Origin of the sequence: Actinoplanes sp. NPDC000266, assembly GCF_042899005.1 — a bacterium.
Lineage (GTDB): Bacteria > Actinomycetota > Actinomycetes > Mycobacteriales > Micromonosporaceae > Actinoplanes.
Map to the genome: position 1 here is coordinate 548,285 of NZ_JBIAZI010000005.1, position 13,838 is coordinate 562,122.

Genomic DNA, 13,838 nt, shown 5'->3' on the forward strand with positions numbered 1-13,838 from the left:
GAGGTGTTGTGGCACCAAAACGGCCCCACGCAACGAATCTCCGTCCCGGCGCCTGAGCACGCAATGATCGAAAGTCAGGCGCATGGTTGAACCAGAGCATCGTGCGGGGTGGCGGCTCTAGCGTTTCTGCCATGAACACCACGGCCTCGCCGCGCCGCTACCTGATGTGCCGGCCCACCCACTTCGCCGTCACCTATCGGATCAATCCGTGGATGGATCCCACGGCGCCCTACGACAACGCGCTCGCCGTCCGCCAGTGGGAGAGCCTCCGGCAGACGTACCTCGACCTGGGCCACACCGTCGAGCTGATCGACCCGCTGCCGGGCCTGCCCGACATGGTGTTCTCGGCCAACGGCGCGACCGTGGTCGACGGCCGGGTGCTGGCCGTGCAGTTCCGCGACGCCGAGCGGGCCGACGAGGCCCCGGCGTACGCGTCCTGGTTCCGCGAGCGCGGCTTCACCGTGATCGAGCCCAAGCACACGAACGAGGGCGAGGGCGACATCCTGCTCGCCGGCGACGTGCTGCTGGCCGGCACCGGTTTCCGCACGTCGCACGCCTCGCACGCCGAGACGCAGGAGGCGCTCCAGCGCCCGGTGATCACGCTCCAGCTGGTCGACCCGGCGTATTACCACCTCGACACCGCGCTCTGCGTGCTCGACGAGACGAACGTCGCGTACCTGCCGTCCGCGTTCTCGCCCGGTTCGCAGGCCGTGCTGCGTCAGCTCTACCCGCACGCGGTGATCGCCAATGCGGAGGACGCGGCCGTTCTCGGCCTCAACGCGGTGAGCGACGGCCGTACGGTGGTCCTGCCGGAACAGGCCACTCACCTGGCCGGGGCGCTGCGCGCCGCCGGCTACCAGACCGTCGGGGTCGACGTCTCCGAGCTTCGCAAAGCCGGCGGCGGTCCCAAGTGCTGCACCCTGGAGGTACGTCAGTGACGACTGTTGACCAGCGCACTCCGGCTGAGCTCGCCGAGGCGGAGCGGTACACCGCGCACAACTATCACCCGCTGCCCGTCGTGGTGGCCGAGGGCGAGGGCGCCTGGGTCACCGACGTCGACGGCCGGCGCTACCTCGACTTCCTGGCCGGATATTCGGCGCTGAACTTCGGCCACCGTCACCCCGAGCTGATCGCGGCCGCGCACGCCCAGCTCGACCGGGTCACGCTGACCAGCCGGGCCTTCGTGCACGACCAGTTCGCCGTGTTCTGCCGCTCGCTGGCCGAGCTGTGCGGCAAGGAACTCGTGCTGCCGATGAACACCGGCGCCGAGGCCGTCGAGACCGCGATCAAGGTGGCCCGCAAGTGGGGCTACCAGGTCAAGGGCGTGGAGAACGAGCGTGCCGAGATCATCGTGGCCGCCGACAACTTCCACGGCCGTACGACCACGATCGTCAGCTTCTCCACCGATCCGGACGCCAGGGCCGACTTCGGGCCGTACACCCCGGGCTTCGTCGTGGTGCCCTACGGCGACCTCGAGGCGCTGGCCGCCGCGGTCACGCCGAACACGGTGGCCGTGCTGCTGGAGCCCATCCAGGGCGAGGCCGGCGTGCTCGTGCCGCCGACCGGCTACTTCGCGGGCGTCCGCGAGCTCTGCACCACCCAGAACGTGCTGATGATCGCCGACGAGATCCAGTCGGGGCTGGGCCGGACCGGCCGCACCTTCGCGATCGAGCACGAGGGCGTCGTCCCCGACATGTACGTGCTCGGCAAGGCGCTCGGCGGCGGCATCGTGCCGGTCTCGGCCGTGGCCGCCGACCGTGACGTGCTGGGTGTGCTCAAGCCGGGCGAGCACGGCTCGACCTTCGGCGGCAACCCGCTGGCCTGCGCGGTGGGGTCCGAGGTCGTACGTCTCCTGGCGTCCGGTGATTTCCAGCGGCGCTCGGCCGAGCTGGGCGAGCGGCTGCACACGCGGCTGGGCGAGCTGATCGGGCGCGGCCTGATCGCCGTGCGCGGCCGGGGCCTGTGGGCCGGCGTCGACATCGACCCGGCCCTGATGACCGGCCGCCGCGCCTGTGAGCTGCTGGCCGAGCGGGGCGTCCTGGCCAAGGACACCCACGGCTCGACCATCCGGCTGGCGCCGCCGCTGGTCGTCACCGAGGCCGAGATCGACCACGCGGTGGACCAGCTGGCCGCGATCCTGGTCTAACGCTCGAACTTGCGCAGGGCCATCGTCGGCGCCTCGCCCATCACCGACTGGGGCTGGGCGACGCCGCCGGTGGCCCACATGCTCGCCCGGCCCACGTTGACGTTGGCGTAGAGCTCCACCACGTCCTCCGGGCCGAGCGTGCGGGTCTCCCCGCGGCGCAGGGTGAGCCGGGCGTCGTCGTCGGCCGAGCCGCCGGGGCGCACGCCGCTGCCGTTGGTGCTCACGTCCTGCACGGTCAGCGTGCCGTCGGGGCGCAGCGTGAACTTCACGTGGCCGCGGCTGATCCACTTGCGGGCGTCGTCGGTGAGCCACTGGCCGAGCATGACCCCGGAGCCCTCGGGCGCGCGGCCGACGACCACCGGCTCGTCGGTCGAGACCACGAAACGGCGCCGGATCACCCCGTCGATGCGTACGGAAAGAACCTCGACCGCCGCCCGCTGACCGGCGTCCTTGAGCCGGGCGCCGTGCCGGGGGCAGGTCGGCACCCCGCCGCGCAGGGCCGGCGGCGGCTGCGAGACCGGGCTGGTGAAGGTGCGCATGTCGGCGAAGAAACTGTCGGGGTCGCCCCCGCTGCCGTAGCTGGCGCAGTTCGGCTCGGGGCAGCTCCACACGCGGGCCAGGAGCCGGTCGCCCATCGCGGAGCGCTCGGGCGGCCGTGGCGGCTCGTTGCGGCCGACCCGGGGGACGAGCACGGTGGTGCCGCCCTCGCCGGCGACCGCGGCCAGCAGGCGGCCCGGCTCGTCGACCCAGGGGTAGCGCTCGCGCTCACGGTCGGCCCGGCTGCGGGTCAGCACCGGCACGCCGAGCAGGTCGGCCGCCTCGAAGACGCGGCCGTCGAGCTGCGGGACCACCTCGACCTTGCCGTCGTCAGCCCAACGGCGGATGACCATTCGCTCGTTCGAGGTCAGATCGGTGTCGGAAAGCAGACCGCGGGGCACCACCACGTAGACCGGGACGTTCTCCTCGGCGAAGCGCAGTCCGAGCGCGTCGAGGACCAGGCCCAGCCGAACCGAACTGGCCGGGCGCCCGCCGTCGAGGTCCGCGTATCGGATGATCTCCGACATATCGACCACCGCGCGCGCGAGAGCGGGGTCGGTCGTGAGCCGTGCCTCGATGGCGTCGAGGACCTTGCTGATCTCGAATCTCACGGGTCCTCCCGAGGGGTGAGCGGTTTCTGCCACGGCAATCATGCCGCGTGCGCTTCCGAGGCGGGCGTCACACCCCCCGAGCTACGGTCTCAGCCGTCCGCCCGGACATCGACGAAGTTGACATCGACACATAGACGGGAAGCTCAATGACGAGTTTTCGACGGCCCGCTGTCGCCGCCCTGGCCCTCGCCGCGGCCCTGATCCTCGGCGGCTGCGACGAAGAGGCGCCCGCCTCCGCGTCCGAGGAGCTGACGCAGGCGTACGCCAAATTCAGTGATACGCCGGTGAAGTTCGAACTCGCCTCGGCGGGTGGCGTCGGCGGCACCGGGGCGATCGACGCCAAGGCCAGGTCGTCCGAGATGTCCACCGATCTGGCCTCGGCCGGCCGCATGATCACCCGGCAGATCGGCAATGATCTGTACGTCCGGACCGAGGGCCAGGTCGGCGACGCGATCGGCGGGACCGCCGGCAAGTGGATGCACATCGACGTGTCCCAGGTGCCCGACAGCAGCCCGATCAGCATCAAGAACACCGATCCGGCCAACACCGCGAAACTGATCACCACCGCCTCCGCGGTGACGAGAACCGGCGATCACACGTTCCGGGGCACGCTCGACATGACCAAGGCCGGCACCGCCAACCCGGCCATGCTCAAGGCGCTGGGCGACAAGGCCGCGGCCGTGCCGTTCACGGCCGCGACCGACACCGAGGGCCGGCTCACCGAACTGGCGGTGGAGCTCGAGTCGATCGCGCCCGGCGCCGGGCAGATGACCGCCACCTACTCGGACTGGGGCGCGCCGGTGACCATCGCCAAGCCCGCCGCGGGCGAGGTCGTCGAGATGCCGGCCTCGTTCCGCAAGGCCATGGGCGCTTAGAAGACGGTCCTGTTTGTCCGGAACGACCTTCGGGCATTGATGTCGGTGTTGCCGGCGTCACCCGGAGGCCGGCCGGGCAGGAGGAACCGACATGCGGACACCACGGCTCGCCGGGCTGGGTCTCGCGGCCACGGCCACGGCCGCGCTGGCCCTCGCCGGCTGCGCGAACGGCGACGCGACGCCCACCGCGCCGTCCGCGCCCGCCACGTCAGCCGGCGTGACGGCGAGCGCGAGCACCGGCACGGCCGACCCCGCCGCCGTCGAGGCGCTGACCAAGGCGACCTCGCAGCTCGGCACGAGCAGCTTCAAGATCACAGCGACCTCGGGCACGGGGTTCAAGCTGGCCGGCGCGATCGACCCGGCCAAGGGCGTCGGCACGGCCGACCTCAAGGCCACCGGCACCAACGCCGACCTCAGCCTCAAGACGCTGCTGATCGAGAAGGACCTCTACCTCCAGGTGCCCGGCTTCACCAAGGCCGGCACGTGGACCCACGTCGACGTGGCCCGGCTGCCCGAGGGCGCCAACGTCGGACTGCGGCCCGGCGAGATCGACCCGGTGAACACGTCGAACCTGCTCGGCTCGGCCACCGACGTGCACGCGACCGGCGCCAACAGCTACGCCGGCACGCTCGACCTGACCAAGGCGGCCGGCCTGGCCGGCGTCTCCCAGGTGACCGTCGACAACACCCAGGCCCAGAACGTGCCCTTCACGGCCGGGCTGGACGACCAGGGCCGGCTGTCGGTGCTGACCATCCAGATCCCGAACGCGCAGCCGCTCGAGGTGCTCTACACCGATTACGGCGTCCCGGTGACCGCCGCCCGGCCCGCCGCCTCGGAGATCACCGAGGCGCCGGACAGCCTCTATCAGTCACTCGGAAGCTGACGTCGCGCTCCGCCTCGCGGTCCAGTCCGTGCTCAACGGGCGGAACGCGGGGCGGTTCTCGTCGATCCAGGCGTCGATCAGCTCCCACCAGTCGTAGAGCCAGGCGACGCGCTCCTCCTCGCCCTTCGGCACCTCCTCGGGCGGGACGCTCCAGAAACGCATGACGAGCCGCTTGTCCATCGGCAGTTCCCGCCAGACGTCGGACACGGTCACCATCCGGTCGAGCCCGGTGTGCGCCACGAAGACGACTCCGGCGTCCGGCGCGGCGTCGATGGCCGCGAACAGGCCGCCCGGCTTCGGCGGCAGCACGTGCCGCAGGTGCTCGGCCCGGTCGGCCACCTCGGCCAGGCCGCGGTCCCGCAGCCGGGCGATGGCCCGGCTCCGGCGGCGCGGGGTGAAGTTGCCGCCCTCCGGGAAGATCACGAAAGCGTCGTTCTCGTCGAGGCCGGTCGCGAGCTCGCTGATCTGCTGCTCCAGCGTGTCGGTGCCGGTGCGGCCGGGCGAGATGAAGCGGTTGGGCAGGCGGTTGAGCAGCACGTCGACCGCCGGGTCCCACTGAAGGGTCGCCTTGAGCACGATCCGCGGCTCGCGGTCGAACCAGTCGACCAGCGCGTGGATCAGGATGAACGAGTCGCCGGGGCCGGCGTGCCGGCTCACCACGATCTCGGGACGGCCCGGGACGGCGGTGTCAGGATCGGTGCCGACCACGTCGACGGTCAGGTGCAGCGCCCAGCGGGCGACCCAGAACAGGACCCGCAGGAAGGCCCCGGTCACTTGATAATGACGGAGCTGAAATTCGGGTGTACGGATGTGACGGCCGAACCCGGACCACACCCAGAGCACCGCCAGCACGACCAGCGCGGCCGCGTCCCAGCAGAGGTAGAGGATGCCGAGCAGGACCAGGCGGGGCACCCGCAGATGGCCGGGCACCAGCGGCGACGCGACCAGTCCGAGGAAGAGCCAGAGCGGCAGCGTCGTCACCAGCGCGAGAGCCAGCAGGACGACGGCGGGGGCGATGATCAGGCGGCGTATCCAGACCGGGGGCAGTGGCATCAGCGCTCACCGGGGTCGGTGGGAAGGGGATTGACGTTGGCCGCGAGATAGCGCCGGGAGGCCGTGTAGGCGCGGCTGATGCGGCGGCCCACGGCGGCCATGTCCCGGTAGGCCCACGGGCTGTCGTCCCGGCCCTCGCCGCCGCCGCTCGGTAACACGTGCACCCGTACATCGTCGGGCAGGAAGGCAAGGTCCCGCGCGAACCGATGCCGTCGGGCGATCTCGAAGGCCACCTGCGCCACCTCCCACGGACGCCGAGGCACGGCGAGCGGGCGCTCGACCCGGCCCACCTGCAACACGAAGATCAGTTTGGCCCCGGTCCGCACGGCCTCGCTGATCGGGATCGAGTTGACGATCCCGCCGTCCACGTAGTGCTCCCCGGCGATCTCCATCGGGGGCAGCAGGCCGGGCACGGCCGACGACGCGAGTACGGCGTCGACGAGCGGCCCGCTGTCGAACCAGTGCTCGGCCGCCCGCTCGATGCTGGCCGCGCAGCAGCGGAACGGCACCTTGAGGTCGGCGAAGGAGGCGGTGTCGCCGAGCTCGCTCTCCAGCAGCCGGCGCAGCGGCATGGGCGAGTGCAAGTGGGTGCGGGCGGCGAACCGGCGCAGCTGCCGGCCGATCGAGTCGCCGTAGACGGTGGCCGCCTCGGGTGAGGTCCACAGCCGTACGAGCCGGTCGGTGACGGCCTCGCTCGGGTCGGCGGCGACCAGGGCTCCGTTGACCGCCCCGATCGACGTGCCGACCACCACGTCGGGCCGGAAGCCGGCGCGGAAGAGCGCCCGGAGCATGCCCACCTCGACCGCTCCGAGCACTCCTCCGCCACCGAGCACGAACGCCACCGGACCGTCGACCATGCGTTCATGGTGGCACGCGCGTCTCCTACTGGTTCTTGAAGTAGGCGCCGTTCTGGTTCTGGAACTCCCAGCCGGCGAATTTGTCCCAGTTGATCGACCAGGTCATGAGACCGCGGAGGTTGGGGTTGGTGCCGCTGCGAGGCGTGTACGACCCGCAGTTCGTACCCTTGACGAGACAGCCGACTGCCTGCTGAACGGCCGCCGGGGCGACATATCCGTTGCCGGCGTTGACCGAGGCCGGGGCGCCGAAACCGATCTGGTCCTCGCGCAGGGCCGGGAACATGTTGGCGGTGTTGCCGGCGACCGGGAAGCCGGCGAGCAGCATGTCGGTCATGGCGATGTGGAAGTCGGCGCCGCCCATCGAGTGGTACTGGTTGTCGAGGCCCATGATGGAGCCCGAGTTGTAGTCCTGGACGTGCAGGACGGTCAGGTCGTTACGCAGGGCGTAGATGACCGGCAGATAGGAGCCGGCGCGGGGGTCCTGTCCGCCCCACGGCCCGGAACCGTAGTACTGGTAGCCGAGCTGGACGAAGAAGGTCTCGGGCGCCATGGTGAGCACGAAGTTCGCGCCGTAGCGGGCCTTGAGGCTCTTCAGGGCCGAGATGAGGTTGACGACGACCGGCGTGGCCGGGTTCTTGAAGTCGGTGTCGCCGGTGTTCAGCGAGAGCGAGTGCCCCTCGAAGTCGACGTCGACGCCGTCCAGGCCGTAACGGTCGATGATGGCGCTGACCGAGCTGACGAACTTGTCCCGGGCCGCGGTGGTGGTGAGCTGCACCTGTCCGTTGGCCCCGCCGATGGAGAGCAGCACCTTCTTGCCGGCCGCCCGTTTGTTGCGGATGGCGGTGATGAAGTCGGCCTCGGACTCGACGCCCGGGCATTCGGTGGCCGGGCAGAGCGTGAAGCGGATGTCGCCGGAGGTGGCGCTGGTGGGCTCGCCGAAGGCCAGGTTGATGATGTCCCAGTTGGCGGGGACGTCGGCCATGCGCAGATATCCGGAGCCGTTGGCGAAACTGGCGTGCAGATAGCCGATGAGGGCCCGCTTGGGGAGCCCGGTGACCGGGGGCTGCGTGGTGGGCGGAGGCGTGGTGGGCGGAGGGGTCGTGGGTGGCGGAGTGGTGGGCGGCGGTGTGGTCGCCGGAGGAGTCGTCGCCGGAGGAGTTGTCGGCGGTGTGGTGCCACCGCAGACGCCGTTGTCGGCCCAGACGTCCCACTGCGCGCTGTGCGTGGAGGGCGCCTCGTTCTGCGTCCACCACTTGGCCGTGTAGTTGTGGCCGTTCTGCGAAGCGACGTTGTCCTTCACGTAGACGGCGGTGGCGCTCCAGGCCGGCGCGCACGCGGCGGCCGCGCTGGCCACCCCCGCCGACGAGCCCAGATAGACAGTGCCACCCGTGGCCGCGACCGCGGCGGCCATGACGAAGATCATCGATCGGCGCATGGCTCAGTATGAATACTGTTAACTTTGTTTGTAAATAGCTTCGTCTATGTGCGGCCGAGCCAGGTCGCCACGCACGCCTCGTTGCCCTCCGGGTCGGCCAGGGTCCACCACTTCGGGGCGTGCTCGTCCGAGACCAGGCGGCCACCGGCGGCCAGAACGGCGGCGATCCGCGCCTCGGCCTGGTCGTGCGGCACGGCCACGTCGAGGTGCAGGCGATTGCGCTGCGGCCGGGGAGCGTCCATGGCCTGGAACTCGACGCCCGGGCCGCGGCCCGCCGGATCGGCCAGATAGTCGTCACCGATCTGGCGATAGCCGAGCAGCGCACGCCAGAACGGCAGGACCTCGGCGGTGGCCAGCGCGTCGATGGTGACATTGACCAGGTGGACCGCCGCCGGGTCGGCCGCCAGCCCCGCCCGGCGCGCGGCCTGGGAGATCGCTTGCGCCAGGACGGCGTCGCGGCTCGTCATCGTGACCGTGACACCGGTGTCCCGCAGATCCACCCGGGGCTTGGGATCGCCCGACAGCCGGTCGATCTCGCCGGCGAACGCCACGCCCGCCGTGAACGAATCCGTCCGGAAGTGGGCCGCGACCACGTGGTAGAGGACGCGCCAGTCCTCGACGCCCTCGGCGGCGTGGAACCGCGCGGCGGTCATGCTGGGCCCCGGTGCAGCGAGGCGGCCAGTTCGGTGAAGCGGTGGGCCGTGGCCGGCTCGTTCGGGAGGTCGAGGATCGGGCCCAGGGCGGCGGCCCAGCCGTGGCAGAAGAGGCTCCAGCCGTCGTGGGCGGTCACGTCGGGCCGCGTCCGGGCCTGGCGCAGCAGGGCCAGATCGCCGCGGTAGTTCAGGTCCCACACGACCGCGCCGGCCGGGAATCCGGCGGTGGGGGAGAGCGGGCTGCCCGGCCGGTCCTTGCCGAGCCCGGTGGCGTTGACCACGAGCGTCGCCGTGGTGACGAGCGGATCCCACGGGCCGGGGCCGATGTGGACGTCGAGGCGCACCCGCCGCCGCTCGGCCCACGGGTCGAGCACGTTCCGCAGATGGCGGGCCGCCGCCTCGTCACGGTCGGTGAAGATCAGGCCGGCCGGCGGCGACGGGCGTGACAGCAGGTGACGGCCGAGCGCGATGGCGCTGCCGCCGGCGCCCAGGCAGAGCACATGATCGCCCTCCGGCCAGATCTCGTCGACGACCCGCCCGATCGAGAGCGGGTCACGGGCGAAGCCGGCCAGCTTTCCGCCGTCCCGGCGCAGCGCGCTGACCTCGCCGCACTCGACCGCCAGCGGATCGAGCGTGTCGATCAGATCGCCGGCCTCCCGCACCACCGCGACCTTGTGCGAGGTGATCACCGCGCCGAGCGCGTCGCCGTCCGCCCTCAGCGCGGTCAGCAGCGCCCGGTAGCGCGCGGCCGGGGCGTCGAGTGGCAGGTCGTGCCCGACCAGGCGTACGTCATGGCCGAGGTCTTTCATCCAGAGTGGAAATGTCTTGTTGATCAGGGATTGTCCGGTCGTCACCCCGACGAACCACACCGTGCTCATGGTGCCATGGTGAGGTTCTGGCGCCCGACCACCTTCAGCAGGGCCAGCTGTCCGGCGGCGTCGGTGCCGGGCCGCGGGGTGAAGACGAGCAGGTGCTGGTCCTGGCGGGCGGTGGCCAGCACCTCGCAGTCGATGTCGATGATCCCGACGGCGGGATGGACGATGCGTTTGCGGTCGCTGCGGCGCACGGCCACGTCGTGGCGGTCCCACAGGGCGGCGAACTCGGCGCTCTCGGCGCGCAGGGCGCCGACCAGGCGGCGCGCGAGCGGGTCGGCCGGGCGCATGGCCACGGCGGCGCGCAGATCGGCCACCTGGATCTCGCCCTGGCGCTCGCGGTCCTCCGGCGGATAGAGCTCACGGGTGGCCGGCTCGGTGAACCAGCGGTAGGCGAAACTGCGGGCGAGGCCGGTGTACGCCGTCTGCTCGCCCAGCAGGGCCACACCCATCGGGTTCTGCACGAGGATCACGCCGAGGTCCGAGATGACCATCGCCGGGAGGTCGGTGAGGGCGTCGAGCAGCCGGAGCAGGCCGGGGCTGACGTGCTCGTCGACCCCGTACGAGGGCGGGGCCGGATGTCCGGCCAGGTGGAACAGGTGGTTGCGCTCGTCGGCGGTCAGCCGCAGGGCCCGGGTCAGCGCGGTCAGCATCTGCGGCGACGGCTGCGGGCCGCGGGCCTGCTCGAGCCGGATGTAGTAGTCGGGCGACATCCCGGCCAGCTGCGCCACCTCGTGCCGGCGCAGTCCCGGCGTGCGGCGGCGTGCGCCCGCCGCGAGACCGACCTCGGCCGGTTGCAGCAGCTCCCGGCGCCGGCGGAGGAAGTCGGCGAGCTCCTTCTGGTCCATGCGAGAAGCATGGCGTGCCGGGGGTGCCGTCAGACAGGGACCGGCGATACCTGTCTCGGGAGGTCTCTCCCGTCCGGTCGTACACCGCCTCATGGTTGCCCTATGAAGATTCTTGTCACCGGCGCGACCGGCACCGTGGGCGGTCACGTCGCCCGTCAGCTCTCCGGCCGTGGCCACGAAGTGACCGCCCTGGTCCGCGACCCGGCCAAGGCGGACCTGCCGCCCGGCATCACCCTGATCGAGGGCGACCTGACCGACGCCGGGGCGGTGCGGCGCGCGCTGGCCGGCGTGGACCGGGCCTACCTGACGATGGCCGACGACAACGGCGCGGTCTTCGCGGCCGAGGCCGCCACGAGCGGTGTCACCCACGTCGTCCTGCTGTCGTCGTTCACGGCCGTCACCGAGCTGCCCTCGGGCGCGGACAACTTCGTCACGGCCCGCCACCAGGCCGGGGAGAGGGCGCTGACCGAGGCCGGCGTGCCGTCCACGTTCCTGAGGGCGGCCGGTTTCGACTACAACATCCTGCTGTGGGTGGGCGACGACGGCATCGTCCGGGCCCCGAACCCCGACGTGCCGCTGCCGATCGTCGACCCGTCCGACATCGCGGCCGCGGCGGTGGCCCAGCTGACCGCGGACGACCCGAAGCCCGGCCCCTACCTGATCACCGGCCCGGCCCTGGTGTCCGTCCGAGACCAGGTCAACATCATCAACACCCTCTTGACCAGGTCGTACGTCGTCCAGGAGATCACCGAAGCAGAGGCCGGCCTCCCCGCTTCGATCCTGGAGACGATGGGCCCGGCCGCCACCGTGGTCGGCCCGACCAGCGACGTGGAGACCCTCACCGGCCGTCCCCCGCGCCCGTTCGCGGCCTGGGTGACCGACAACAAGGCGGCCTTCAAGTAACGCCGGGTACCGTTGCCGCCGTGCCAGAGGGACACACCATTCATCGGCTCGCGGCCCGGCATCGGGAACTCTTCGCGGGGCAGTCTTTGCAGGTCAGCAGCCCACAAGGGCGGTTCGCGGGTGGGGCCCGGGAAGTTGACGGGCGGCGGCTCGCCGACACCGAGGCGTACGGGAAGCATCTGTTCCATCACTACGAGGGTGACCTGAGCGTGCATGTTCACCTCGGGTTGTACGGGAAGTTCGCCGACGGCGAGGCGCCCGTGCCGGAGGTGGTGGGGCAGGTGCGGATGCGGGTCGTGGGGGAGCGGCACTGGCTCGAGCTTCGTGGGCCGACCGCCTGTGAGGTGTTCGATCCGCTGCGGGCGCAGCAGCTGCGCGATCGGCTCGGTGCCGATCCGCTGCGTGACGACGCCGATCCGCTCGCTGCGTACGCGCGGGTTCGCACCAGCACCAAGCCGCTGTTCGCGCTGCTGCTCGACCAGTCCATTGTGGCCGGGTGTGGGCTGATCTACGCCAACGAGGTGCTGTTCCGGGCCGGGCTGGCGCCGACCACGCCGGGGCGGCTGGTCGGGGCCGAGCTGTGGGACGAGCTCTGGGCCGATCTGCGGTCGCTGATGAAGGAGGGCGTGGCCCGGGGGCGCATCGACACCGTGCACACCGAGCACACGCCGGAGGCTATGCGGCGTGCGCCACGCGTCGACCGGCACGGCGGTGAGGTCTACGTCTACCGCCGTCCCGGTCAGGCGTGCCTGGTGTGCGGCAGCGAGATCGCGCGCGGTCCGCTGGCCGGGCGCAATCTCTACTGGTGTCCTACGTGCCAGCCGGCGGGGTCGCCGAAGGGGTGACCGCGGCCGGCGGGGTCTCGGTGGGCAGGGCCGACGGCGGCGGGCCCGGGATCTGCGGCAGGCCCAGCGTGAAGTTCGCCTTGAACCAGGGCAGGAGCTTCTCGTACGCCACGATCGTGTCGGGCTGGCCGAAGTCGTGCGACAGCACGATGGCGCCGGGCTTCACGCTCTTCTGCACCTCGGCGATCACCCGGGCCACGTGCTGCGCGGGGGTCTCGCCCTCGGGGTGGTCCCAGTCGCGCGGGTCGACCTCCCAGTAGATCGACGTCATGCCGGCGCCGCCCGCGACCGCGACGAGCCGGTCGGTGAAGTTGCCGCCGGGCGCCCGGAAGAACGGGATCTCGGCGCCCGGCACGGCGGCGCGGATGGCCGCGTTCGTACGGTCGAGATCGGCCTTGATCTTCTCGGGCTTGTCCTTGCCGATCTTCAGGCTGTGGTCCCAGGTGTGGTTGCACAGCGTGTGGCCGGCGTCGACGATCTGCCGTACGACCTCGGGGTGCTTCTTGACCTGCGACCCGACGAGGCAGAAGACCGCCTTGACGTCGTTCTTGGCCAGCAGCGCCAGGATCTTCGGCGTCTGCACCGGGTCGGGGCCGTCGTCGAAGGTCAGCGCGACCGCCTCGGTGCCGGTGGTGCGCAGCGAGGCGCCGGGACCGGCCGCGGGGACCTTGGGCGCGCTCTCGCCGGTCTGCTGCGCGGTCGGGGTGGCGCTCGGCGCCACTGTGGGCACGGCGGCGGTCGGCTGCGGAGCGGCCACGTCGTCGCCGGGCGCGGCGGTGGAGTCGGCGGCGGGCTTCTCGTCCTTGTTGCCGACCGGCTTCGACCTGGTGGGCTCCTCGTCGTCCTTCGCGGGGGCGGCCTTGGTCGGTTTCGGCTGCACGCCGGCGACGGCCTGGGCGGCGGCGTTGACCGCGTTGACGCTTTCGCGCCGCTGCTCGGCCGGCATGGCCAGCAGCAGGATGCCGATCGCGACGAGCGAGGCGAGCAGCACCTGCTGGCGCGACTTGCCCATCAGCAGCCACGACTCGATCGGCAGGGTGCCGGGCGCACGGTGGCTGCCCATGGTGGGCGGGCGCTGGGCGGCCGGCTTGGCCACCGAGTGGCGGCCACCGCGGGTGGGCCGTTGACCGCGGGTGGCGCTGCGCGGCCGGGGGATCGCGGGCTCGTCGCCGACGAAGCTCACCACGGGCTTGCCGCGGCGATAGCGGGTCTCGGGCCGGTCGATGACCGCGACGGGGGAGGCGTCAGAGGAAGCGGCGGAGGCGGAGGGTTCGATGATCGGGTGCTCGGACGTCACGTCCGCCAGCGACTCCGGTCGAT

The 13,838-nt window shown here is 71.6% G+C and carries 14 protein-coding genes; 6 read left to right on the plus strand and 8 right to left on the minus strand.

What is annotated here, in order from left to right:
* Nucleotides 1-131 precede the first annotated feature (131 nt).
* Nucleotides 132-938, plus strand: coding sequence for a dimethylargininase (ddaH, locus tag ACFY36_RS23235; RefSeq protein WP_499748037.1), 807 nt, complete (start codon nt 132-134; stop codon nt 936-938).
* Entirely contained in the window at nt 935-2,146 is a 1,212-nt protein-coding gene (gene rocD, locus ACFY36_RS23240; RefSeq protein ID WP_499748038.1) for an ornithine--oxo-acid transaminase, read from the plus strand. Before ddaH ends, rocD begins: the two co-directional genes overlap by 4 nt.
* Here rocD and ACFY36_RS23245 read toward each other — a convergent pair.
* Nucleotides 2,143-3,294, minus strand: a complete 1,152-nt coding sequence (locus ACFY36_RS23245; protein ID WP_498692224.1) for an FHA domain-containing protein — start codon at nt 3,292-3,294, stop codon at nt 2,143-2,145. The genes rocD and ACFY36_RS23245 overlap by 4 nt on opposite strands.
* A 146-nt stretch (nt 3,295-3,440) precedes the next feature.
* Between ACFY36_RS23245 and ACFY36_RS23250 the strand changes: the two genes are divergently transcribed.
* The gene (locus ACFY36_RS23250) at nt 3,441-4,169 is read left to right on the plus strand and encodes a hypothetical protein (protein ID WP_499748039.1); all 729 of its coding nucleotides are present in this window, start codon (nt 3,441-3,443) and stop codon (nt 4,167-4,169) included.
* A 91-nt stretch (nt 4,170-4,260) separates the two neighbouring features.
* A complete protein-coding gene (locus ACFY36_RS23255) occupies nt 4,261-5,052 on the plus strand; it encodes a hypothetical protein (RefSeq protein WP_499748040.1) in 792 nt (263 codons plus the stop codon).
* Here the strand turns inward: ACFY36_RS23255 and ACFY36_RS23260 are convergent.
* The 6 genes from ACFY36_RS23260 to ACFY36_RS23285 are packed head-to-tail and all read right to left on the minus strand — an operon-like array spanning nt 5,038 to nt 10,770.
* Nucleotides 5,038-6,105, minus strand: coding sequence for a 1-acyl-sn-glycerol-3-phosphate acyltransferase (locus ACFY36_RS23260; RefSeq protein ID WP_499748041.1), 1,068 nt, complete (start codon nt 6,103-6,105; stop codon nt 5,038-5,040). The two genes, ACFY36_RS23255 and ACFY36_RS23260, sit on opposite strands and share 15 nt — an antisense overlap.
* A complete protein-coding gene (locus ACFY36_RS23265; protein WP_499748042.1) occupies nt 6,105-6,962 on the minus strand; it encodes a patatin-like phospholipase family protein in 858 nt (285 codons plus the stop codon). The genes ACFY36_RS23260 and ACFY36_RS23265 overlap by 1 nt, the downstream gene beginning before the upstream one ends.
* A gap of 25 nt (nt 6,963-6,987) precedes the next feature.
* Nucleotides 6,988-8,397, minus strand: coding sequence for a glycosyl hydrolase family 18 protein (locus tag ACFY36_RS23270; protein ID WP_499748043.1), 1,410 nt, complete (start codon nt 8,395-8,397; stop codon nt 6,988-6,990).
* A gap of 44 nt (nt 8,398-8,441) precedes the next feature.
* A complete protein-coding gene (locus ACFY36_RS23275; RefSeq protein WP_499748044.1) occupies nt 8,442-9,050 on the minus strand; it encodes a 4a-hydroxytetrahydrobiopterin dehydratase family protein in 609 nt (202 codons plus the stop codon).
* On the minus strand, nt 9,047-9,928 hold the full coding sequence (locus ACFY36_RS23280) for a shikimate dehydrogenase family protein (RefSeq protein ID WP_499748045.1): 882 nt from the start codon (nt 9,926-9,928) through the stop codon (nt 9,047-9,049). The genes ACFY36_RS23275 and ACFY36_RS23280 overlap by 4 nt, the downstream gene beginning before the upstream one ends.
* A complete protein-coding gene (locus ACFY36_RS23285; RefSeq protein WP_499748046.1) occupies nt 9,925-10,770 on the minus strand; it encodes a helix-turn-helix transcriptional regulator in 846 nt (281 codons plus the stop codon). Before ACFY36_RS23285 ends, ACFY36_RS23280 begins: the two co-directional genes overlap by 4 nt.
* 102 nt (nt 10,771-10,872) lie before the next feature.
* Between ACFY36_RS23285 and ACFY36_RS23290 the strand changes: the two genes are divergently transcribed.
* Nucleotides 10,873-11,673, plus strand: a complete 801-nt coding sequence (locus ACFY36_RS23290; protein WP_499748047.1) for an SDR family oxidoreductase — start codon at nt 10,873-10,875, stop codon at nt 11,671-11,673.
* Between the two features lie 20 nt (nt 11,674-11,693).
* The gene (locus ACFY36_RS23295) at nt 11,694-12,518 is read left to right on the plus strand and encodes an Fpg/Nei family DNA glycosylase (RefSeq protein ID WP_499748048.1); all 825 of its coding nucleotides are present in this window, start codon (nt 11,694-11,696) and stop codon (nt 12,516-12,518) included.
* Here the strand turns inward: ACFY36_RS23295 and ACFY36_RS23300 are convergent.
* Nucleotides 12,484-13,815 (minus strand): polysaccharide deacetylase family protein, encoded by a 1,332-nt coding sequence (locus tag ACFY36_RS23300; protein WP_499748049.1) that lies wholly within the window; start codon nt 13,813-13,815, stop codon nt 12,484-12,486. The genes ACFY36_RS23295 and ACFY36_RS23300 overlap by 35 nt on opposite strands.
* Nucleotides 13,816-13,838 lie beyond the last annotated feature (23 nt).

Excerpts from the sequence above, each read along its gene's own strand:
- ddaH (WP_499748037.1), top strand. The coding sequence starts at position 132 with ATGAACACCACGGCCTCGCCGCGCCGCTACCTGATGTGCCGGCCCACC.
- ACFY36_RS23250 (WP_499748039.1), top strand. The coding sequence starts at position 3,441 with ATGACGAGTTTTCGACGGCCCGCTGTCGCCGCCCTGGCCCTCGCCGCG.
- ACFY36_RS23255 (WP_499748040.1), top strand. The coding sequence starts at position 4,261 with ATGCGGACACCACGGCTCGCCGGGCTGGGTCTCGCGGCCACGGCCACG.
- ACFY36_RS23260 (WP_499748041.1), bottom strand. The coding sequence starts at position 6,105 with ATGCCACTGCCCCCGGTCTGGATACGCCGCCTGATCATCGCCCCCGCC.
- ACFY36_RS23265 (WP_499748042.1), bottom strand. The coding sequence starts at position 6,962 with ATGGTCGACGGTCCGGTGGCGTTCGTGCTCGGTGGCGGAGGAGTGCTC.
- ACFY36_RS23270 (WP_499748043.1), bottom strand. The coding sequence starts at position 8,397 with ATGCGCCGATCGATGATCTTCGTCATGGCCGCCGCGGTCGCGGCCACG.
- ACFY36_RS23275 (WP_499748044.1), bottom strand. The coding sequence starts at position 9,050 with ATGACCGCCGCGCGGTTCCACGCCGCCGAGGGCGTCGAGGACTGGCGC.
- ACFY36_RS23280 (WP_499748045.1), bottom strand. The coding sequence starts at position 9,928 with ATGAGCACGGTGTGGTTCGTCGGGGTGACGACCGGACAATCCCTGATC.
- ACFY36_RS23285 (WP_499748046.1), bottom strand. The coding sequence starts at position 10,770 with ATGGACCAGAAGGAGCTCGCCGACTTCCTCCGCCGGCGCCGGGAGCTG.
- ACFY36_RS23290 (WP_499748047.1), top strand. The coding sequence starts at position 10,873 with ATGAAGATTCTTGTCACCGGCGCGACCGGCACCGTGGGCGGTCACGTC.